This window comes from Pseudomonas sp. BIGb0558 (genome assembly GCF_024807515.1).
Lineage (GTDB): Bacteria > Pseudomonadota > Gammaproteobacteria > Pseudomonadales > Pseudomonadaceae > Aquipseudomonas > Aquipseudomonas yamanorum_A.
Genome location: NZ_JANUEW010000002.1, coordinates 293,530 through 313,563 on the forward strand (window position 1 = coordinate 293,530; position 20,034 = coordinate 313,563).

The 20,034-nt window shown below is 61.2% G+C and carries 21 protein-coding genes and 1 pseudogene; 19 read left to right on the plus strand and 3 right to left on the minus strand.

The window, feature by feature from the left end:
• Positions 1 to 139: 139 nt before the first annotated feature.
• The 9 genes from argS to M2400_RS04655 all read left to right on the plus strand — a co-directional run bounded on the left by argS (position 140) and on the right by M2400_RS04655 (position 10,541).
• Positions 140 to 1,876 (plus strand): arginine--tRNA ligase, encoded by a 1,737-nt coding sequence (argS, locus tag M2400_RS04615; RefSeq protein ID WP_259195244.1) that lies wholly within the window; start codon positions 140 to 142, stop codon positions 1,874 to 1,876.
• Between the two features lies 1 nt (position 1,877).
• On the plus strand, positions 1,878 to 2,582 hold the full coding sequence (locus tag M2400_RS04620) for an SPOR domain-containing protein (protein WP_177041109.1): 705 nt from the start codon (positions 1,878 to 1,880) through the stop codon (positions 2,580 to 2,582).
• 212 nt (positions 2,583 to 2,794) lie between these two features.
• The gene (gene hslV / locus M2400_RS04625) at positions 2,795 to 3,325 is read left to right on the plus strand and encodes an ATP-dependent protease subunit HslV (RefSeq protein ID WP_177041108.1); all 531 of its coding nucleotides are present in this window, start codon (positions 2,795 to 2,797) and stop codon (positions 3,323 to 3,325) included.
• 38 nt (positions 3,326 to 3,363) lie between these two features.
• Entirely contained in the window at positions 3,364 to 4,701 is a 1,338-nt protein-coding gene (gene hslU, locus M2400_RS04630) for an ATP-dependent protease ATPase subunit HslU (RefSeq protein WP_177041107.1), read from the plus strand.
• A gap of 103 nt (positions 4,702 to 4,804) precedes the next feature.
• A complete protein-coding gene (locus tag M2400_RS04635; RefSeq protein WP_017478232.1) occupies positions 4,805 to 5,182 on the plus strand; it encodes a gamma-butyrobetaine hydroxylase-like domain-containing protein in 378 nt (125 codons plus the stop codon).
• Between the two features lie 249 nt (positions 5,183 to 5,431).
• On the plus strand, positions 5,432 to 7,111 hold the full coding sequence (gene phaC, locus M2400_RS04640; protein WP_177041103.1) for a class II poly(R)-hydroxyalkanoic acid synthase: 1,680 nt from the start codon (positions 5,432 to 5,434) through the stop codon (positions 7,109 to 7,111).
• 152 nt (positions 7,112 to 7,263) lie between these two features.
• Positions 7,264 to 8,109 carry a poly(3-hydroxyalkanoate) depolymerase gene (gene phaZ, locus M2400_RS04645; protein ID WP_003209316.1) on the plus strand — a complete coding sequence of 282 codons (846 nt, stop codon included), beginning with the start codon at positions 7,264 to 7,266 and terminating at the stop codon, positions 8,107 to 8,109.
• A 101-nt stretch (positions 8,110 to 8,210) separates the two neighbouring features.
• Positions 8,211 to 9,893: a class II poly(R)-hydroxyalkanoic acid synthase gene (gene phaC, locus M2400_RS04650; RefSeq protein WP_177041100.1), complete on the plus strand. Its 1,683-nt coding sequence runs from the start codon at positions 8,211 to 8,213 to the stop codon at positions 9,891 to 9,893.
• 27 nt (positions 9,894 to 9,920) lie between these two features.
• Complete coding sequence (locus M2400_RS04655) at positions 9,921 to 10,541, plus strand: TetR/AcrR family transcriptional regulator (protein ID WP_177076032.1); 621 nt, start codon at positions 9,921 to 9,923, stop codon at positions 10,539 to 10,541.
• A 107-nt stretch (positions 10,542 to 10,648) separates the two neighbouring features.
• On the opposite strand, the gene M2400_RS04660 is transcribed toward M2400_RS04655, so the two are convergent.
• The 3 genes from M2400_RS04660 to M2400_RS04670 all read right to left on the minus strand — a co-directional run bounded on the left by M2400_RS04660 (position 10,649) and on the right by M2400_RS04670 (position 12,487).
• On the minus strand, positions 10,649 to 11,671 hold the full coding sequence (locus M2400_RS04660) for a phasin family protein (protein ID WP_177076030.1): 1,023 nt from the start codon (positions 11,669 to 11,671) through the stop codon (positions 10,649 to 10,651).
• Between the two features lie 12 nt (positions 11,672 to 11,683).
• A complete protein-coding gene (locus tag M2400_RS04665) occupies positions 11,684 to 12,106 on the minus strand; it encodes a phasin family protein (RefSeq protein WP_177041095.1) in 423 nt (140 codons plus the stop codon).
• A 105-nt stretch (positions 12,107 to 12,211) separates the two neighbouring features.
• A complete protein-coding gene (locus M2400_RS04670; RefSeq protein ID WP_008439272.1) occupies positions 12,212 to 12,487 on the minus strand; it encodes a polyhydroxyalkanoic acid system family protein in 276 nt (91 codons plus the stop codon).
• Positions 12,488 to 12,630: 143 nt separating this feature from the next.
• Between M2400_RS04670 and ubiE the strand changes: the two genes are divergently transcribed.
• The 10 genes and pseudogenes from ubiE to M2400_RS33470 form a co-directional block, all read left to right on the plus strand.
• On the plus strand, positions 12,631 to 13,401 hold the full coding sequence (gene ubiE / locus M2400_RS04675) for a bifunctional demethylmenaquinone methyltransferase/2-methoxy-6-polyprenyl-1,4-benzoquinol methylase UbiE (protein ID WP_003209306.1): 771 nt from the start codon (positions 12,631 to 12,633) through the stop codon (positions 13,399 to 13,401).
• Entirely contained in the window at positions 13,401 to 14,024 is a 624-nt protein-coding gene (locus M2400_RS04680) for an SCP2 domain-containing protein (protein WP_259195241.1), read from the plus strand. The genes ubiE and M2400_RS04680 overlap by 1 nt, the downstream gene beginning before the upstream one ends.
• Complete coding sequence (gene ubiB / locus M2400_RS04685) at positions 14,021 to 15,625, plus strand: ubiquinone biosynthesis regulatory protein kinase UbiB (protein WP_177041091.1); 1,605 nt, start codon at positions 14,021 to 14,023, stop codon at positions 15,623 to 15,625. The genes M2400_RS04680 and ubiB overlap by 4 nt, the downstream gene beginning before the upstream one ends.
• 41 nt (positions 15,626 to 15,666) lie before the next feature.
• Positions 15,667 to 16,059 carry a phosphoribosyl-AMP cyclohydrolase gene (gene hisI / locus M2400_RS04690; RefSeq protein WP_010169173.1) on the plus strand — a complete coding sequence of 131 codons (393 nt, stop codon included), beginning with the start codon at positions 15,667 to 15,669 and terminating at the stop codon, positions 16,057 to 16,059.
• 2 nt (positions 16,060 to 16,061) lie between these two features.
• Entirely contained in the window at positions 16,062 to 16,394 is a 333-nt protein-coding gene (locus tag M2400_RS04695; RefSeq protein WP_003209299.1) for a phosphoribosyl-ATP diphosphatase, read from the plus strand.
• 25 nt (positions 16,395 to 16,419) lie between these two features.
• On the plus strand, positions 16,420 to 16,698 hold the full coding sequence (locus tag M2400_RS04700; RefSeq protein ID WP_017478213.1) for a twin-arginine translocase TatA/TatE family subunit: 279 nt from the start codon (positions 16,420 to 16,422) through the stop codon (positions 16,696 to 16,698).
• 10 nt (positions 16,699 to 16,708) lie between these two features.
• On the plus strand, positions 16,709 to 17,155 hold the full coding sequence (gene tatB / locus M2400_RS04705; RefSeq protein ID WP_177041089.1) for a Sec-independent protein translocase protein TatB: 447 nt from the start codon (positions 16,709 to 16,711) through the stop codon (positions 17,153 to 17,155).
• Positions 17,152 to 17,943 carry a twin-arginine translocase subunit TatC gene (gene tatC / locus M2400_RS04710; protein ID WP_003209295.1) on the plus strand — a complete coding sequence of 264 codons (792 nt, stop codon included), beginning with the start codon at positions 17,152 to 17,154 and terminating at the stop codon, positions 17,941 to 17,943. Before tatB ends, tatC begins: the two co-directional genes overlap by 4 nt.
• Positions 17,940 to 18,647, plus strand: coding sequence for a 16S rRNA (uracil(1498)-N(3))-methyltransferase (locus M2400_RS04715; RefSeq protein ID WP_177114293.1), 708 nt, complete (start codon positions 17,940 to 17,942; stop codon positions 18,645 to 18,647). The genes tatC and M2400_RS04715 overlap by 4 nt, the downstream gene beginning before the upstream one ends.
• A gap of 255 nt (positions 18,648 to 18,902) precedes the next feature.
• A pseudogene (locus M2400_RS33470) lies at positions 18,903 to 19,961 on the plus strand (methyl-accepting chemotaxis protein); the annotation flags it as partial.
• Between the last annotated feature and the right edge of the window lie 73 nt (positions 19,962 to 20,034).

The following is a 20,034-nucleotide window of genomic DNA, read 5'->3' on the forward strand; positions in this document are numbered from 1 at the left end:
CCACAGCAAGCTCCCTCACCACAGGTTAATCGTCCGTCAAGGTCCAGCGAAGGTTGGCAAGCCCGCCCTCGCCACGGATAATGCCCAGTTTTTCCACCTGCGCATCGCGCGCCACCGCTTGCGGTCGAAAGAGAACACGATGAAAGACACCATTCGCCAGCTGATCCAACAAGCCCTCACCCAACTCGTCAACGAAGGTGTGTTGCCTGAAGGCCTGACGCCGGCGATCCAGGTGGAAAATACCCGCGACAAGACCCACGGCGACTTCGCCAGCAACATCGCGATGATGCTGGCCAAGCCCGCCGGCCTGAAGCCGCGCGACCTGGCGGAAAAAATCATCGCCGCGCTGCCGGCCGACCCGCAGGTCACCAAGGCGGAAATCGCCGGCCCCGGCTTTATCAACTTCTTCCAGAACACCCAGGCCCTGGCTTCGCGCCTGGACGCGGCCCTGGCCGACGCCAAAATCGGCGTGCGCAAGGCCGGCCCGGCACAGCGCGTGGCAATCGACCTGTCGGCACCGAACCTGGCCAAGGAAATGCACGTGGGCCACCTGCGCTCCACCATCATCGGCGACGGCGTGGCGCGGGTCCTGGAGTTCCTCGGCGACGACGTGATCCGCCAGAACCACGTGGGGGACTGGGGCACCCAGTTCGGCATGTTGATGGCCTATCTGCAGGAAAACCCGATTACCAGCAATGAGCTGTCGGACCTGGAGAACTTCTACCGCGCCGCCAAGAAGCGTTTCGACGAATCCGAAGAATTCGCCGACCGCGCCCGTGGCCTGGTGGTCAAGCTGCAAGCCGGCGATGCCGAATGCCTGGAGCTGTGGAGCCGCTTCCGCGAGATCTCGCTGTCCCACTGCCAGGAAATCTACGAGCTGCTCAACGTCAAACTGACCATGGCCGATGTGATGGGCGAAAGCGCCTACAACGACGACCTGATCAACGTGGTCAACGACCTCAAGGCCAAGGGCCTGCTGGTTGAGAGCAACGGCGCCCAGTGCGTGTTCCTCGAAGAATTCAAGACCGCCGACGGCGACCCGCTGCCGGTGATCATCGTCAAGGCCGATGGCGGCTACCTGTACGCCACCACCGACCTGGCCGCCGTGCGCTACCGCAGCGGCGTGCTGAAAGCCGACCGCGCCCTGTACTTCGTTGACCAGCGCCAGGCCCTGCACTTCCAGCAAGTGTTCGAAGTGGCGCGCCGCGCCGGTTTCGTGACCCACCCGATGCAGATGGAGCACATGGGCTTCGGCACCATGAACGGCGCCGATGGCCGCCCGTTCAAGACCCGTGACGGCGGCACCGTGAAGCTGATCGACCTGCTGAACGAAGCCCAGGACCGCGCCTACAACCTGGTGAAGGAAAAGAACCCGGAGCTGGCCGAAGCTGACCTGCGCAACATCGCCCGCGTGGTGGGGATTGGCGCGGTGAAATACGCCGACCTGTCCAAGCACCGCACCAGCGACTACAGCTTCAACTTCGAGCTGATGCTCAACTTCGAAGGCAACACCGCCCCGTACCTGCTGTATGCCTACACCCGGGTCGCCGGCGTGTTCCGCAAGCTGGGCAAGGACTTGAGCGAAGTCGAAGGCCAGATCAACCTTGAAGCACCGCACGAGCAGGAACTGGCCGCCAAGCTGGCGCAATTCGGCGAAGTGCTGAACAGCGTCGGCGAAAAAGGCACGCCGCACATCCTCTGCACCTATTTGTACGAAGTCGCCGGTTTGTTCTCCAGCTTCTACGAGAACTGCCCGATCCTGACCGCAGACGATGAAGCCCAAAAGCAGAGCCGCTTGCGCCTCGCCGCACTGGCAGGACGGACCCTCAAGCAAGGCCTGGAGCTGTTGGGCCTGGAAACTCTGGAGCGTATGTAAGTTGGCTGCCAAGAAAAAACCTGCACCCAAGCGCGGCGCCAGCCGCTACCAGGCACCGGCGAAGAAACCTATCCCGGGCTGGATGTGGCTGGCGATCGGCCTGACGGTCGGCGCCTTTGTGGTGTTCCTGATGAAACTGGACCCGGGCAAGGGCGATGACGTCAAACGGGTCAAGCAAGAGCAGCAGAAGGCTACGAAAATGGCCGAGGCGAACAAAACGCCACCTAGCCCGACTGCGCCCGTGAAGCCGAAGTACGACTTCTACACGCTGCTGCCGGAATCGGAAGTGATCGTGCCGCCGGACGCCGTGCCGGAGAAAACCTTGCCGACGCCGCAGCCTGTGCCGACCACACCGGTTACCCCGGCGGAAGCGGCGAAAATCGACACCGCACGGGCCCAGGCTGCACTGGCCGGGATTACCCCGCCGCCACCGCCGCCGGTTGCCACCACCAAGGCAGCGCCGGTGACCAAGTTCTTCCTGCAGGCGGGCTCGTTCCCGAAACAGGCGGATGCGGACCGCGTGCGGGCGCAGATTATTCTGCTGGGGCAGGCGGTGACGGTGGAGTCCGGGACGGTTAAGGATGCGACCTGGTATCGCGTGCTGGTAGGGCCGTTCAGCAACCGTGAACAGCTGACCGTGGCGCAGAAACAACTGGCGGGCGCAGGGTTTAGCAACCTGTTGTTACAACAACGCCAAAGCCGCTGATTGCGCCTCGCCGAAACCCTGCAGGAGCCGGCTTGCCGGCGATGAGGCCTCTGAATTGTGTGTGATTCTTGAGGCCGCCATCGCTGGCAAGCCAGCTCCTACAGGACTCGCACCACTCGTCCGCCCTCCCGTCCTACAGTTGAAATCCCCCCCGCCACCCCCATATGAGTTCCATCAGGGCATTTTCGCCCCGCAGCGTGGAGACTCTCCCCTTGACCACCATCGTTTCAGTTCGCCGCCACGGCAAAGTCGTCATGGGCGGCGACGGCCAGGTTTCACTTGGCAATACCGTGATGAAAGGCAACGCGAAAAAAGTCCGTCGCCTGTACCACGGCCAGGTCCTCGCCGGTTTCGCTGGCGCCACCGCTGACGCCTTTACCCTGTTCGAGCGCTTTGAAGGCCAACTTGAGAAGCACCAGGGCCACTTGGTCCGTGCCGCCGTCGAGCTCGCCAAAGAATGGCGCACCGACCGCTCCCTCAGCCGCCTGGAAGCCATGCTGGCCGTCGCCAACAAAGACGCCTCCCTGATCATCACCGGCAACGGCGACGTGGTTGAACCCGAAGAAGGCTTGATCGCCATGGGTTCCGGCGGCGGCTATGCCCAGGCCGCAGCCAGCGCACTGCTGAAGAAAACCGACCTGTCGGCCAAGGAAATCGTCGAGACGGCCCTGGGTATCGCCGGCGACATCTGTGTCTTCACCAACCACAACTTCACCATTGAGGAGCAGGACCTCGCCGAATAAGCCCCAGGCTTATTCCCGCTTGAGGACCGCCAATTACTATGTCCATGACTCCCCGCGAAATCGTCCATGAACTCAATCGCCATATCATCGGCCAGGACGATGCCAAGCGCGCCGTTGCCATCGCCCTGCGTAACCGCTGGCGCCGGATGCAACTGCCCGAAGAATTGCGCGTTGAAGTAACCCCCAAGAACATCCTGATGATCGGCCCGACCGGTGTCGGTAAAACCGAGATCGCCCGACGCCTGGCCAAGCTGGCCAACGCGCCGTTCATCAAGGTCGAAGCCACCAAGTTCACCGAAGTGGGCTACGTAGGCCGTGACGTCGAGTCGATCATTCGTGACCTGGCCGACGCGGCGCTGAAACTGCTGCGCGAACAGGAAATGACCAAGGTCAGCCATCGCGCCGAAGACGCCGCCGAAGAGCGCATCCTCGACGCCCTGCTGCCACCGGCACGCATGGGCTTCAACGAAGACGCCGCGCCGAGCTCGGATTCCAACACCCGCCAGCTGTTCCGCAAGCGCCTGCGTGAAGGCCAACTGGACGACAAGGAAATCGAGATCGAAGTCGCCGAAGTGTCCGGCGTCGACATCTCCGCACCGCCTGGCATGGAAGAAATGACCAGCCAGTTGCAGAACCTGTTCGCCAACATGGGCAAGGGCAAGAAGAAAAGCCGCAAGCTCAAGGTCAAGGACGCGCTGAAACTGGTGCGCGACGAAGAGGCCGGGCGCCTGGTCAATGAGGAAGAACTCAAGGCCAAGGCCCTGGAAGCGGTCGAGCAGCACGGCATCGTGTTTATCGACGAGATCGACAAGGTCGCCAAGCGCGGCAATTCCGGCGGCGTCGACGTCTCTCGCGAAGGTGTGCAGCGCGACCTGCTGCCGCTGATCGAAGGCTGCACCGTCAACACCAAGCTGGGCATGGTCAAGACTGACCACATCCTGTTTATCGCCTCCGGTGCGTTCCACCTGAGCAAGCCAAGCGACCTGGTGCCGGAACTGCAAGGCCGTCTGCCGATTCGGGTGGAGCTGAAAGCGCTGACGCCGGGCGATTTCGAACGCATCCTCAGCGAGCCGCATGCGTCGCTGACCGAGCAATACCGCGAGCTGTTGAAAACCGAAGGCCTGGGGATAGAGTTCCTGCCGGATGGTATCAAGCGTCTGGCGGAGATTGCCTGGCAGGTCAACGAGAAGACCGAGAACATCGGTGCCCGCCGCCTGCACACCCTGCTTGAGCGCCTGCTGGAGGAAGTGTCCTTCAGTGCCGGCGACATGGCGGGCGCGCAGAATGGTGTGGCGATCAAGATCGACGCCGACTACGTCAACAGCCACCTGGGCGAATTGGCGCAGAACGAAGATCTGTCTCGTTATATCCTGTAGGTCATGTGAACCCCCTGCAGGAGCCCGGCTTGCCGGCGATGGCGATTTCAAGGTCGCCATCGCCGGCAAGCCGGGCTCCTACATGATCTGCTCGGATCCCGTCATGACCAAACTGCCTACTGCCATCAACCTGCACAAAGCCTCCAAGACCCTGGGCCTCACCTACGGCCCCGATGAGGTTTATCAGTTGCCCGCCGAATTCCTGCGGGTGCACTCCCCCTCCGCCGAAGTCCAGGGCCACGGCAAACCGATCCTGCAATTCGGCAAGCTCAATGTCGGCTTGACCAAGATCGAACCCGCCGGCCAATACGCACTGAAATTGACCTTCGATGACGGTCATGACAGCGGATTGTTCACCTGGGACTACCTCTATCAACTTGCCGTGCGTCAGGACGCGCTGTGGGCGGATTATCTTGCCGAGCTGAAAGCCGCCGGAAAAACCCGCGACCCGAGCCAGTCGGTCGTGCGGCTGATGCTCTAGCTCAGGCCTTTTGCTCATTAGTGGGCATTTTCTAATTCCATCTGCTTGAATGCCCCTCTGTCGTGGCCAACGATTGGCCCGCTTGCGAAAAAAATTAAACTCGGGTAACCAATGGAACTGGCAAGTTCCCTGCATTTGACGATGCGGTATTAACGGTCACCCGAGCAGTAGTACCAGGCTGTGCTGTGTGGCAAGTAGTGGTACACAGCGGTACCCGGTACTCGTCTGTCGGACAATGGAGCGTCGTAGATGAGTAACAAGAACAACGATGACTTGAAACGCCAGGCCTCGGAAAACACCCTGGGGCTGAACCCGATCATCGCGTTACGGAAAAAGGATTTACTGGCATCCGCTCGGATGGTGCTGACCCAGGCCATCAAACAACCGTTGCACAGCGTCAAGCACGTCGCGCATTTTGGCGTCGAATTGAAGAACGTGGTGTTCGGCAAATCACAGCTGACACCCGAGGCCGACGACCGCCGTTTCAACGACCCGGCGTGGACCCAGAACCCGCTCTACAAACGTTACCTGCAAACCTACCTGGCGTGGCGCAAGGAGCTGCACGACTGGATCGGTGACAGCAACCTGTCGGAACACGACATCAGCCGCGGCCACTTCGTCATCAACCTGATGACCGAAGCCATGGCGCCCACCAACAGCGCGGCCAACCCGGCGGCGGTCAAACGCTTCTTTGAGACCGGCGGTAAAAGCCTGCTGGATGGCCTGTCGCATCTCGCCAAAGACATGGTGCATAACGGCGGCATGCCGAGCCAGGTCAATATGGGCGCCTTTGAAGTGGGCAAGAGCCTGGGCACCACCGAAGGCTCGGTGGTGTTTCGCAACGATGTGCTGGAGCTGATCCAGTACAAGCCGATCACCGAACAGGTGCATGAGCGCCCGCTGCTGGTGGTGCCGCCGCAGATCAACAAGTTCTATGTGTTCGACCTGTGCCCGGACAAGAGCCTGGCGCGCTTCTGCCTGCGCAATCACCAGCAGACGTTTATCGTCAGCTGGCGCAACCCCACCAAGGCCCAGCGCGAGTGGGGCCTGTCGACTTACATCGAGGCGCTGAAAGAAGCGGTCGATGTGGTGAGCGCAATCACCGGCAGCAAAGACATCAACATGCTCGGCGCCTGCTCCGGCGGTATCACCTGCACCGCCCTGCTGGGCCACTACGCGGCGCTGGGGGAGAAGAAGGTCAACGCCCTGACTCTGCTGGTGAGCGTGCTGGACACCACCCTGGACACCCAGGTAGCGCTGTTCGTCGACGAGCAGACCCTGGAAGCGGCCAAGCGCCATTCCTACCAGGCCGGCGTGCTGGAAGGCCGCGACATGGCCAAGGTATTTGCCTGGATGCGCCCCAATGACCTGATCTGGAATTACTGGGTCAACAATTACCTGCTGGGCAACGAGCCGCCGGTGTTCGACATCCTGTTCTGGAACAACGACACCACCCGCTTGCCGGCCGCATTCCATGGCGACCTGATCGAACTGTTCAAGAACAACCCGCTGGTGCGCGCCAATGCCCTGGAGGTATGCGGCACGCCGATCGACCTGAAACAGGTCACCGCCGATATCTATTCCCTGGCCGGCACCAACGACCACATCACACCGTGGCAGTCCTGCTACAAATCGGCGCAGCTGTTTGGTGGCAAGGTGGAGTTTGTGCTGTCCAGCAGCGGGCATATCCAGAGCATTTTGAACCCGCCGGGCAACCCCAAGTCGCGCTACCAGACCAGCGATACGATGCCGGGCAAGGCCCTGGACTGGCAGGAGAACGCCACCAAGCACACCGATTCGTGGTGGCTGCACTGGCAGGCGTGGCAGGCGGAGCGGTCGGGCAAGCTGAAGAAAGCGCCGACAGCACTGGGCAATAAAGCGTACGCAGCGGCTGAAGCGGCGCCGGGCACTTACGTACACGAAAGGTAGGCTGGAACGGGATCAACTGTGGGAGCTGGCTTGCCTGCGATGGCATCAACTCGGTGTGCCAGATACACCGCGGCGCCTGCATTGCAGGCAAGCCAGCTCCCACACTGACCGTTTTCCGGCAGGGAAATAGCGCCATTTCACAGGGTACGAGCATGCCGCAACCGTTCATCTTCCGTACCATCGACCTGGATGGCCAAGCCATCCGCACGGCGGTACGCCCGGGCAAGCCTCACTTGACGCCGCTGCTGATTTTCAACGGCATCGGCGCCAACCTTGAGCTGGTGTTTCCGTTCGTCCAGGCCCTGGACCCGGACCTGGAAGTGATTGCCTTTGATGTACCGGGAGTCGGCGGCTCGTCGACCCCCAGCCGGCCTTACCGCTTTCCTGGCCTGGCCAAACTCACCGCACGCATGCTCGATTACCTGGACTATGGCCAGGTCAACGCCGTGGGGGTTTCCTGGGGCGGGGCACTGGCGCAGCAGTTTGCCTATGACTACCCGGAACGCTGCAAGAAACTGATCCTCGCCGCCACCGCCGCCGGTGCCTTCATGGTGCCGGGCAAACCCAAAGTCTTGTGGCTGATGGCCAGCCCGCGGCGTTATATCCAGCCGTCCCACGTGGTGCGCATTGCGCCGATGATCTACGGCGGCTCATTCCGTCGGGATTCGAAACTGGCCGCCGAACACGCCAGCAAAGTGCGCTCGGCGGGCAAGCTGGGCTACTACTGGCAACTGTTCGCCGGGCTTGGCTGGACCAGCATCCACTGGCTGCACAAGATCAAGCAGCCGACCCTGGTACTGGCCGGCGATGACGACCCGCTGATCCCGCTGATCAACATGCGCATGCTGGCCTGGCGCATTCCCAACGCCCAACTGCACATCATCGACGACGGTCATCTGTTCCTGATTACCCGGGCCGAGGCGGTGGCGCCGATCATCATGAAGTTTCTCCAGGAGGAACGCCTGCGGGCGGTGATTCACCCGCAACCCGCGCTTTAGACGGTGGCGGTCAGGACGACCGCACCGCGCAACTTGGCCAGAACCGACTATGGTTCTGAATTGGCGTGCTTGTTGATGGCTTGACGAAGGAGTGTTGGCGCATGCGAGAAAGACCCGTATCGAACCCGGTGCCCACACCCGCCGCGTTCATCAATATTGAAAGTGCGATCACCGGCCTGCGCGGCCGGGATCTGCTGTCGACCCTGCGCAGCGTCGCCGCACACGGCCTGCGCAACCCGGTGCACACCGCCCGTCACGCCCTGAAGCTGGGCGGGCAATTGGGCCGCGTGTTGCTGGGGGAAACGGTGCACGAGCCGAACCCGGCGGACAGCCGCTTCGCCGACCCCACCTGGCAGCTCAACCCGTTTTACCGGCGCAGCCTGCAAGCCTACTTGAGCTGGCAAAAACAAACCCGTCACTGGATCGACGACAGCAACCTCAGCGCCGACGACCGGGCGAGGGCGCACTTTGCCTTTGCCCTGCTCAACGATGCAGTGTCGCCGTCCAACACGTTGCTCAATCCGCTGGCAATCAAGGAGCTGCTCAACTCTGGCGGCAACAGTGTGGTGCGTGGCGTCAGCAACCTGTTCGACGACCTGCTGCACAATAACGGCTTGCCGCGCCAGGTCACCAAACAGGCCTTCGAAGTCGGCAAAACCGTCGCCACCACCCCCGGCTCGGTGGTGTTTCGCAATGAGCTGCTGGAGCTGATCCAGTACAAGCCCATGAGCGAAAAACAGTACGCCAAGCCGCTGCTGGTGGTGCCGCCGCAAATCAACAAGTACTACATTTTCGACCTGAGCCCGAACAACAGCTTCGTCCAGTTCGCCCTGAAAAATGGCCTGCAGGTGTTCATGGTCAGCTGGCGCAACCCGGATGTGCGGCATCGGGAATGGGGCCTCTCCACCTACGTCGCCGCCCTGGAAGAAGCGCTGAACGTGTGCCGCGCAATCACCGGTGCCCGCGAGGTCAACCTGATGGGCGCCTGTGCCGGAGGCTTGACCATCGCCGCACTGCAAGGCCATCTGCAGGCCAAGCGCCAGTTACGCCGCATCTCCAGCGCCAGCTACCTGGTGAGCCTGCTGGACAGCCAGATAGACAGCCCGGCCACACTGTTCGCTGACGAACAGACCCTGGAAGCCGCCAAGCGCCGCTCTTACCAACAAGGCGTGCTCGACGGCCGGGACATGGCCAAGGTGTTCGCCTGGATGCGCCCCAATGACCTGATCTGGAATTACTGGATCAACAACTACCTGCTGGGCAAGGAGCCGCCGGCGTTCGACATCCTGTACTGGAACAACGACAACACCCGCCTGCCCGCCGCGCTGCATGGCGACCTGCTGGACTTCTTCAAGCACAACCCGCTGAGCCATCCCGGTGGCCTGGAAGTCTGCGGCACCCCCGTCGACTTGCAGAAGGTCACGGTGGACAGCTTCAGCGTGGGCGGGATCAACGACCACATCACACCGTGGGATGCGGTGTACCGCTCCACCCAACTGTTGGGCGGCGACAAGCGTTTCATTCTGTCCAACAGCGGGCATATCCAGAGCATCCTCAACCCGCCGGGCAACCCCAAGGCCAACTACGTCGAGAACCTCAAGCTGAGCAGCGACCCGCGCGCCTGGTACTACGACGCCGATCATGTCGAAGGCAGCTGGTGGCCCAATTGGCTGGCATGGATCCAGCAGCGCTCCGGCGTGCAGCGCGAAACCCTGACCGCCCTGGGCAACCAGAATTACCCACCGATGGAAGCGGCCCCGGGCACCTATGTGCGAGTCCGCTGAGCCCAACGACGATTTTAAGAAGACTGGATGAAGACCCGCGACCGTATCCTTGAATGTGCCTTGCAGTTGTTCAACCACAAGGGCGAGCCGAACGTGTCGACCATGGAGGTGGCCAATGAAATGGGAATCAGCCCCGGCAATCTCTATTACCACTTCCATGGCAAGGAGCCGCTGGTGCTCGGGCTGTTCGAGCGCTTCCAGGCCGAGTTGGCACCGTTGCTCGACCCGCCTGAGGACGCTCAACTGGCGGCCGAGGATTACTGGCTGTTTTTGCACCTGATCGTGGAGCGCATGGCGCACTATCGGTTTCTGTTCCAGGACTTGTCGAACCTGGCGGGACGCTTGCCGAAACTGGCCAAGGGTATTCGCAACCTGCTGACGTCGCTCAAGCGCACGCTGGCCTCATTGCTGGCCCGGCTCAAGACCGACGGGCAATTGGTCAGTGATACCCAGGCATTGGGGCAGTTGGTGGAACAGATCACCATGACCCTGCTGTTTTCCCTGGACTACCAACGAATTCTCGACCGCGAAGGTGAGGTGCGGGTGGTGGTGTACCAGATCATGATGCTGGTGGCCCCGCATTTGCTGATGCCGGCGAGGTTGGCGACGGAGCGTTTGGCGCTGCGTTACCTGGACGACTCGGACTAACAAACACCCCAATCAATGTGGGAGCTGGCTTGCCTGCTCCCACAGTGGATCACAAACAAAAAAGCCCGACCTTCGCAGGCCGGGCGTTTTTATATGTCCTGCAAAAATCAGGACTGACTGGTAGGCGCCGGGGTTGCCGGCGTTGCAGTCGAGGTAGCAGCAGGCGTCGGTGGAGTGACCGAGTTGGTCGCCGGCGCTGGAGTTGCAGGCTTGGCCACTACCGCTGGCTTTGGCGCTGCTGGTTTTTTGGCTACGGCAGGCTTCTTGGCCGCGGCCGGTTTTGCAGCTGGCTTGGCCGCTGCAGGTTTTGCAGCCGCAGGCTTGGCGGCGGGCTTGGCAGCAACCGGCTTGGCTGCAGGTTTCGCAGCGGCTGGCTTGGCAGCAGGCTTCGATGCAGCAGGTTTGGCGGCAGCGGTTTTAGCCGCTGGCTTGGCTGCTGCTTTTGCTGCCGGCTTGGCTGCGGGTTTAGCCGCAGGTTTTGCAGCTGCTTTAGCGGCCACTGGTTTAGCGGCAGGCTTGGCGGCCGGTTTGGCCGCTGCGGTTTTAGCCGCAGGCTTGGCAGCCGGTTTTGCAGCAGCTTTGGCAGGCGCCTTGGCCGCTGGCTTGGCTGCCGGTTTGGCGGCGGCCTTGACCAGAGGTTTGGCGGCGGTTTTTGCAGCAGGTTTGGCCGCTGCAGTTTTAGCCGCAGGCTTGGCAGCCGGTTTAGCCGCTGCCGTTTTAGCCGCGACTGGCGCAGCTTTAAGGCCGGTGAGTTTTTCGATTTGCTTGGTCAAAGTATCGACTTTGCTGTGCAGCGCTTTCACTTCAGTACGGCTAGGCACGCCCAGTCGCGAAATGGCACTGTTCAGGCGCTTGTCAAAAGCCCCTTCCAGTTCGCCCCACTTGTCGCTGATACGTGATTTGGCAGAACCGGCGGAAGCCTTTGCCGCATCGACTTGTTTACCCACTGTGCTCTTGGTCAACTTCTCGGCCTTCTCGCCGTCTTTAACCAAAGTCTCGAAGTATTTGCCGCCGTCACTGCTCACCTTCGAGTACACGCCTAAACCAGCCAGCCAGATCTTGCGGGAGTATTTTTCAACTTCCCCGATCCACGAGCTGCCTTCTTTATCAGTAGTCTTTTTAACAGCCATCCCGTTGTCTCCTTAGTGTTTACGCGCGACACGTTCGAGCAATGCCGTCAGCTCATCGAGCTTAGCAGAGAGTGTCTCCACGTCATGTTTAGACGGAATGCCGATCCGATTCAAGGCACTTCCAACACGACTATCAAAAGCTCTTTCAACTTTATCCAGTTGCACTTCGACTCGACCTTTGACGCCGAAGACTTCGCTCTTGACTTGATCAATCTGACTGTTGGCAGCATCAAGTTGTTCAATCACAACTTTTTTGCCTTTACTTTCAACATGTTGACCAGTCTTAACGAGTTCCTTGAAGTACTCGGCGCCCTCGCTGCCGACCTTGGCGTAAGCCCCCAAACCGGCCAGCCAGATCTTGCGGGCATAGGTTTTAACCTCGCTCAGGGTGTTAGTTCCGGTAGCAATTTTTTTCTTCAAAATAACTTTGGCCATGGTGCACCTCACGCATAAAGGGGGGAGGAACTGCCCACAGAAGTTGAGGGCTTGGGCACAAAGTAGGCAGAAAAATTAGAATCGGCACCCTAAGAAGGTCGAAAATCAGGCGAGGGCTTTATCCAGTGCCTTCTCGATTTCGGACTTGATGGTGCCACTCATGGCCGACATCAACAGGCCCAGTTCCACTTCGATGCGCAGGGAATCTTCAGCCACTTTAACGGTGCCTTTAACTCCCGAGCGCTTGAGGTTCAGTGTGTCGCCGGCCCACGAAGACTCCAGGCCATATTGCTCCTTGAGTTTGCTCGCCAACTTGTCGGCTTTTTCTCGGGCAGCGTCTTTGCCCAGTGTGTGGGCACGTTCAACCTGTATACGGGCCATTTGAATGACTCCTCGTTATAGAGACTTGTCGACCCGCCATGCGGCAAAAGGTCTCGGTGGCCACCTATCTTACCTTCAGCCTTGCCAAGACAAAGCATGCCTTGGGGATTAGAATGCCCCCATTCTCTTTTGGTGACAGCGATATGACTGATCAGCGCAAAGGCAGCGATGCCGAACCCACCACTCACTTCGGCTTCAAGAACGTCCCGGAAAGCCAGAAAGCGGAAAAAGTCGCCGAGGTGTTCCACTCGGTAGCCGCCAAGTACGACTTGATGAACGACGTGCTGTCCGGCGGCATGCACCGCCTGTGGAAGCGCTTCACCATCGAGTTGTCGGGCGTACGCACCGGCAACCGCGTGCTGGATATCGCCGGCGGTACGGGCGACCTGGCCGCCAAGTTCTCCAAGCTGGTGGGCCCCACCGGCCAGGTGGTATTGGCCGACATCAACGGCTCGATGCTCAAGGTCGGTCGTGATCGCCTGCTGGATAAAGGCGTGGCGGGCAATATCGAGTTCGTCCAGGCCGACGCTGAAAAGCTGCCGTTCCCGGACAACCATTTCGACTGCGTGACCATCGCCTTCGGCCTGCGTAACGTGACCCACAAGGAAGACGCCCTGCGCTCCATGTTGCGCGTACTCAAGCCCGGCGGCCGCCTGCTGGTGCTGGAGTTCTCCAAGCCAACCAACGCTTTGATGTCCAAGGTCTACGACACCTACTCGTTCGCCTTCATGCCGTTGATGGGCAAGCTGATCACCAATGACGCCGAAAGCTACCGCTACCTGGCCGAATCGATCCGCATGCACCCCAACCAGGAAACCCTGAAGTCGATGATGGTAGAGGCCGGTTTCGACCGCGTGACCTACCACAACATGACCTCGGGCATCGTCGCCCTGCACCGCGGCATCAAGCCCTGATGTTGTTCGCGGGCCTTCTCGCCAGCGTTGAACACGGCCTCAACCGTGTCTTGCGCCTGGACAGCACCGCCCTGGCGCGGCTGGCGCACCTGAACGGCAAGATCATCGCCGTCGATTGCACCAGCCCCGCCTTGCAGCTGTTTATCCTGCCCAACGATGAAGGCCTGTTGCTGGCGTCCCACTGGGCCGCCGATGCCGACTGCACCCTGCGTGCGTCCGGCTCAAGCCTGCTGCGCCTGGCCATGAGCCGGGACAAGACGGCGATCCTCCACGGCCCCGACGTTACGCTCACAGGCGACAGCGCGGTGCTGATGGACCTGGCCGCCGTGCTGCAAGACCTGGAACTGGACTGGGAATACGAGCTGTCACGCTGGCTCGGCCCGGTGGCCACGCAACTGATCAGTGGTCACCTGCGCAGCCGTACGCGCTGGTACCAGCAAGGTTTCGCCAGCCTCAACCAGAACCTCGCCGAATACCTGAGCGAAGAATCGCGCACCTTGGTCGGACAACGGGAAGCCGAAGCGCGCTTTCGCGAACTCGACCAGGCCAAACTCGACCTGGAACGACTTGAGGCGCGCTTCGAGCGCCTGAGCCGCTCCCTTGATTCAAGCGATAACGCATGAAGCTGCTCGCCGTCCGCCGTTTGTTTCGTATCCAGCGCGTCGTAATCCGCTACCGCCTCGATGACCTGCTGTTCGCCCTGCCGCTGCCGTGGTTTCTGCTGGCGGTGCGCTATGTGCTGCCGTGGCGCTGGTTCCCGCGCAAAACCCTCGACCTGAGCCGTGGCGCCCGCCTGCGCCTGGCGTTGCAGGACCTGGGACCGATCTTCATCAAGTTCGGGCAGATCCTCTCCACCCGCCGCGACCTGTTGCCCGAAGACATCGCCGACGAGCTGATGCTGTTGCAGGACCGCGTCCCGCCGTTCGACTCGCAACTGGCGGTTACGCTGATCGAAGAACAGCTCGGCAAGAAAATCAGCGAAGTGTTCAGCCGCTTCGACATCGCCCCGCTGGCCTCGGCCTCGGTGGCCCAGGTGCATGCCGCGCAGCTCAAAAGCGGCGAAGAAGTGGTGGTGAAGGTGATTCGCCCGGGGCTCAAGCCGATCATCGGCCAGGACCTGGCGTGGCTGTTCATCCTCGCCCGCGCTGCCGAGCGTTTCTCGGCCGATGCACGCCTGCTGCACCCGGTGGACGTGGTGCTCGACTACGAAAAAACCATCTACGACGAACTCGACCTGTTGCGTGAAGCGGCCAACGCCAGCCAGCTCAAACGCAACTTCGAAGGCTCGCCGTTGCTGTATGTGCCGCAAGTCTACTGGGACTGGTGCCGCCCGAAAGTACTGGTGATGGAGCGCATCTATGGCGTGCAGGTCACCGACCTCGCGACCCTGGCCGACCAGCGCACCGACATGAAGATGCTCGCCGAGCGCGGCGTGGAAATCTTCTTCACCCAGGTGTTCCGCGACAGCTTCTTCCACGCCGACATGCACCCCGGCAACATCTTCGTCAGCACCGTGAACCCGTGGAGCCCGCAGTACATTGCGATCGACTGCGGCATCGTCGGCAGCCTGACCCCCGAAGACCAGGATTACCTGGCGCGCAACCTGTTCGCTTTCTTCAAGCGTGACTACCGCCGCGTGGCGCAGTTGCACATCGATTCGGGCTGGGTGCCGGCAGAAACCAAACTCAACGAATTCGAAGCGGCGATCCGCACCGTGTGCGAGCCGATCTTTGAAAAACCGTTAAAAGATATTTCCTTCGGCCAGGTGCTGATGCGCCTGTTCCAGACCGCGCGGCGCTTCAATATGGAAGTGCAGCCGCAGTTGGTACTGTTGCAAAAGACCCTGCTGAACATCGAAGGCCTGGGCCGCCAGCTCTACCCGGACCTCGACCTGTGGAACACCGCCCAGCCATTCCTCGAGCGCTGGATGCGTGACCGTGTCAGCCCGAAAACCCTGCTGGGCAACCTGCAAAGCCAGGTCGAGCAACTGCCGCACCTGGCCAACATGACCCGCGACCTGCTGGAGCGCATGTCCCAGCCCCACGCCAAGGACCCGGCGCCGCCGTGGCACAAGCGCAAGGACGACTGGTTCCTGCGCCTGCTGGGCGCCGCGCACCTGGTGGGCGGTACGATACTGGCCGCCGGCGGTCCGCTGAATGAACTGGGCCATTGGCCGGCTGGCATTATGGTCGCCGTGGGCGTGTATCTGATCGTGCGTCGATAGCCAATCCGGTTATACACTGTCGCAAATTGCCGGAGCCGAAAATGAAAGACTGGCTGGACGAGATCAAGTGGGACAGTGACGGCCTGGTGCCGGCCATTGCCCAGGACTACAAGACCGGGCGCGTGCTGATGATGGCCTGGATGAACCGCGAGGCCCTGAGCCTGACCGCCGCCGAGAACCGCGCCATTTACTGGTCACGTTCCCGTGGCAAACTGTGGCGCAAGGGCGAAGAGTCCGGGCACGTGCAAACCCTGCATGAGATGCGCATCGACTGCGACGCCGATGTGGTGATCCTCAAGGTCGAACAGATTGGCGACATCGCCTGTCACACCGGCCGTCACAGCTGCTTCTACCGCGTGTTTGAAAACGGCGAGTGGAAGACCGTCGAGCCCGTACTCAAAGATCCGCACGCTATCTATTCGGCAGGACACTGACCATGAGCGATACCCTCAACCGTGTGGCCCAGGTGCTGGAAGACCGCAAAGGCGCGGACGCTGACAGCTCTTATGTCGCCAGCCTGTACCACAAGGGGCTGAACAAGATTCTGGAAAAACTCGGCGAAGAATCCGTCGAGACAATTATTGCTGCCAAGGACGCGCAAATCAGCGGCGACTGCAGCGACGTGATCTACGAAACTGCCGACTTGTGGTTCCACAGTCTGGTCATGCTCGCCCAACTGGGGCAGCATCCACAGGCAGTGCTTGATGAACTGGACCGTCGCTTCGGCTTGTCCGGGCATGCCGAAAAGGCCTCGCGCCCGTCCGCCTGACCAACTTTTACAGAGGAATTGCAGCATGGGCATTTTTGACTGGAAACACTGGATCGTCATTCTTGTGGTCGTTGTGCTGGTGTTCGGCACCAAGAAACTGAAAAACCTCGGCACCGACGTCGGTGAATCGATCAAGGGCTTTCGCAAGGCCATGAACGACGACGAAAAGCCTGCCGACCCGGTCGTCAACCCGGTGCCACCGGCGCAGCCTGTGCACCCGCAGGCCACTCAGCCGATCACTGAACGTCGCACCTTCGACGTACAGGCCGAGCACGTCAAAGAGCAGAACCAAAAAGACTCGTGAGTACTGAATAATGTTTGGTATCAGCTTCTCTGAACTGCTGCTCGTCGGCCTCGTGGCCCTGCTGGTACTGGGGCCGGAACGCCTGCCCGGTGCCGCGCGCACGGCCGGCCTGTGGATCGGGCGCCTGAAACGCAGTTTCAACGCCATCAAACAGGAAGTTGAACGGGAAATCGGCGCCGACGAGATTCGCCGGCAACTGCACAACGAACACATTCTGTCGTTGGAGCAAGAGGCACGGAAGATTCTCTCGCCGGTACAGGAAACGCCCAAGCCGGTTGAACCTGTGGCCGAGCACTCGATTGCACCGGCTGCCGCGCCCGCGCCTGCACCGGTCGCTGACCCCGTGCACGCCGCCGAGCCTGCGCCCGCAGCGCCCGTGACCCCGACCGAACCCGCGCCGACGCCTGCCGTGTCGCCCGCGCCCCACGACCCTACATTGCCGCCGCGAGCCCCATGAGCGCTGATAAACCGGAAACCGACCAGCACATGCCACTGGTCTCGCACCTCACCGAGTTGCGCACCCGCCTGCTGCGCTGTGTCGCGGCGATCTTCATCATCTTTGCCGGACTGTTTGCCTTCACCCAGCAGATCTACACTTTCGTCTCCACGCCGCTGCGCAATTACTTGCCGGCCGGCGCGACGATGATCGCCACCGACGTGTCGTCGCCGTTCCTCACGCCGTTGAAGCTGACGATGATGGTCTCGCTGTTCCTGGCGATCCCGGTGATCCTGCATCAGATCTGGGGCTTTATCGCGCCGGGCCTGTACAAGCATGAAAAACGCATCGCCGTGCCACTGCTGGTGTCGAGCATCCTGCTGTTCTACACCGGGATGGCCTTCGCGTACTTCCTGGTGTTCCCGCTGATCTTCAAGTTCTTCGCCGCCGCCACCCCGGCCGGTGTGGAGATGATGACCGACATCACCAGCTACCTCGACTTCGTGATGACGCTGTTCTTCGCCTTTGGCGTAGCGTTCGAAATCCCGGTGGCCGTGGTGCTGCTGGTGTGGATCGGCGTGGTCGACGTCAAATACCTGAAGAAGATCCGCCCGTACGTGATCATCGGCTGCTTCGTGGTCGGCATGATCCTGACGCCGCCGGACATCTTTTCCCAGACGTTGCTGGCCGTGCCGATGTGGATGCTGTTCGAGATTGGCATCCTGTTTGGCAGCCTGGTGAGCAAGCGTGGCGATCACCCGGATGACCAACCCGCCGACGACGACCAGCCGCCAGCGACCCAGCCGTGAACCTGCTGCTGCTTGAGGAGGCCGACTTTATCGCGGCCGACCGGGTGGTGCTGCGTGATCGGCGCCTGGTGCATATGCAGGAAGTCCACCGTGCCGCGGTAGGCGACAGCCTGCGGGTCGGGCGCATTGGCGGGCTGATGGGCAATGCTCAGTTGCTGCGCCTGGAGTCTCAGGAAGCCGAACTGGCAGTGACCTTCGACCAGCCGCCGCCGGCCAAACTGCCCCTGACCCTGCTACTGGCCCTGCCCCGCCCGAAGATGCTGCGCCGGGTGCTGCAAACCGTGGCCTCCATGGGTGTGCCTCGGGTGGTGCTGGTGAACAGCTACCGCGTGGAAAAGAGCTTCTGGCAGACGCCCTTCCTGGAGCCGGAAGCGATTCGCGAACAACTGATCCTTGGCCTGGAACAATCCCGGGACACCGTGCTGCCCGAGATCGTGATCGAAAAGCGCTTCAAACCGTTCGTCGAAGACCGCCTGCCGGCGCTGGCGCAAGGCACCCTCGGCCTGATTGGCCACCCAGGTGACTATCCACCCTGCCCTCGCGGTCTGGATGAGCCGGTGACGCTGGCCATCGGGCCGGAAGGCGGCTGGATTCCCTATGAAGTGGATCTGCTGGCCAAGGCCGGGTTGCAGCCAGTGCAACTGGGGGCTCGCATCCTGAGGGTCGAAACCGCTGTTACCGCGCTGCTCTCAAGACTCTTCTAAATCCCAATGTGGTGAGGGAGCTTGCTGTGGCGAGGGAGCTTGCTCCCGCTGGAGTGCGCAGCGCTCCCAGGATTTTGGGGCCGCTACGCAGCCCAGCGGGAGCAAGCTCCCTCGCCACAGCAAGCTCCCTCGCCACTAAAGCCCCCTCACCACAACAAGCTCCCTCACCACAAACGCCATCCCGCCTACAGAATCCAATGTCCCTGCCGATAGCCTCTGAATAAGTCCAAGCCTTGTTCCAGGGGAGTTCGCAGCATGTATCGTTGGTTAGCCGAGAAACTGGGGAATGTAAGCGTCAACCGCAAGCTGGGCATAGGCTTCGGCCTGGTATTGATCCTGACCCTGCTGATCACCTTTACCGGCTGGACCGGCCTGAGTGGCGTGATCAGCCGCGGCGACAAGCTGGGCTATATTTCCAGCCTCAACGGGCTGACCAAGGACCTGCGCCTGGCGCGCCTGGACTTCGAAATGCGCCGTGGCGAACAAGGCACCGGCGCGGTCAACGACTTGATCACACAACTGGACACCGGCCTGAAAACCGCCGCAGAGCTGATCGAGCAACCCGACGACAAGCTCCTCGTGGAGCAACAACAGGACGCCCTGGGCCAATACAAAAAAGCCTTTGGCACCATGGTCCAGGCCGGCCTCAAGCGTGAAGGCGCCCGCAGCAAGCTGGGCGATACCGCCGACAACGCCGTGGCAAAAACCAACGAAGTGGAAAAATCCCTGCTGCAAGGCGACAGCGTCACCCTGTTCAACAGCGTGGTCGACCTGAGCAAACTGATCCAGCAGGCGCGCTTCCAGGTGCGTGGCTACACCTACAGCGGCAAGGTCGAAGCCGAACAGCCAGCCCTGGACGCCATCGACAACGCCCTGAAAAAAATCACCGACCTCAACGGCCAGTTGCCCGAGCAATACCAGGCCAACCTGCAGGAGGCCAGCGTATCACTGCAGGCCTACCGCTCTGCCGTCAGCCAATACCGCGATTCCCAGGTGGCTACCGCTGCCGCGACGAAAATCATGGCCGAGCAAGGCGATATCCTGCTCGACCGCAGCAATAAACTCACCCTCTCGCAAACCGTGGTGCGTGACACCGACACCGCCCACGCCAAGAACCTGCTGCTACTGGCCACCGCCCTGGCACTGGCCTTCGGCATACTCGCCGCCTGGGCCATCACCCGACAGATTGTTATCCCGCTGAGCCAGACCCTCAAAGTCGCCGAGCGGGTAGCGGCCGGTGACCTCAGCCACAATTTGATCTCCGAACGCCGCGATGAGCTGGGCCAACTGCAGCGGTCCATGCAAAGCATGACCGTAGGCCTGCGGGAACTGATCGGCGGTATCAGCGACGGCGTCACCCAGATCGCCAGCGCCGCCGAACAACTGT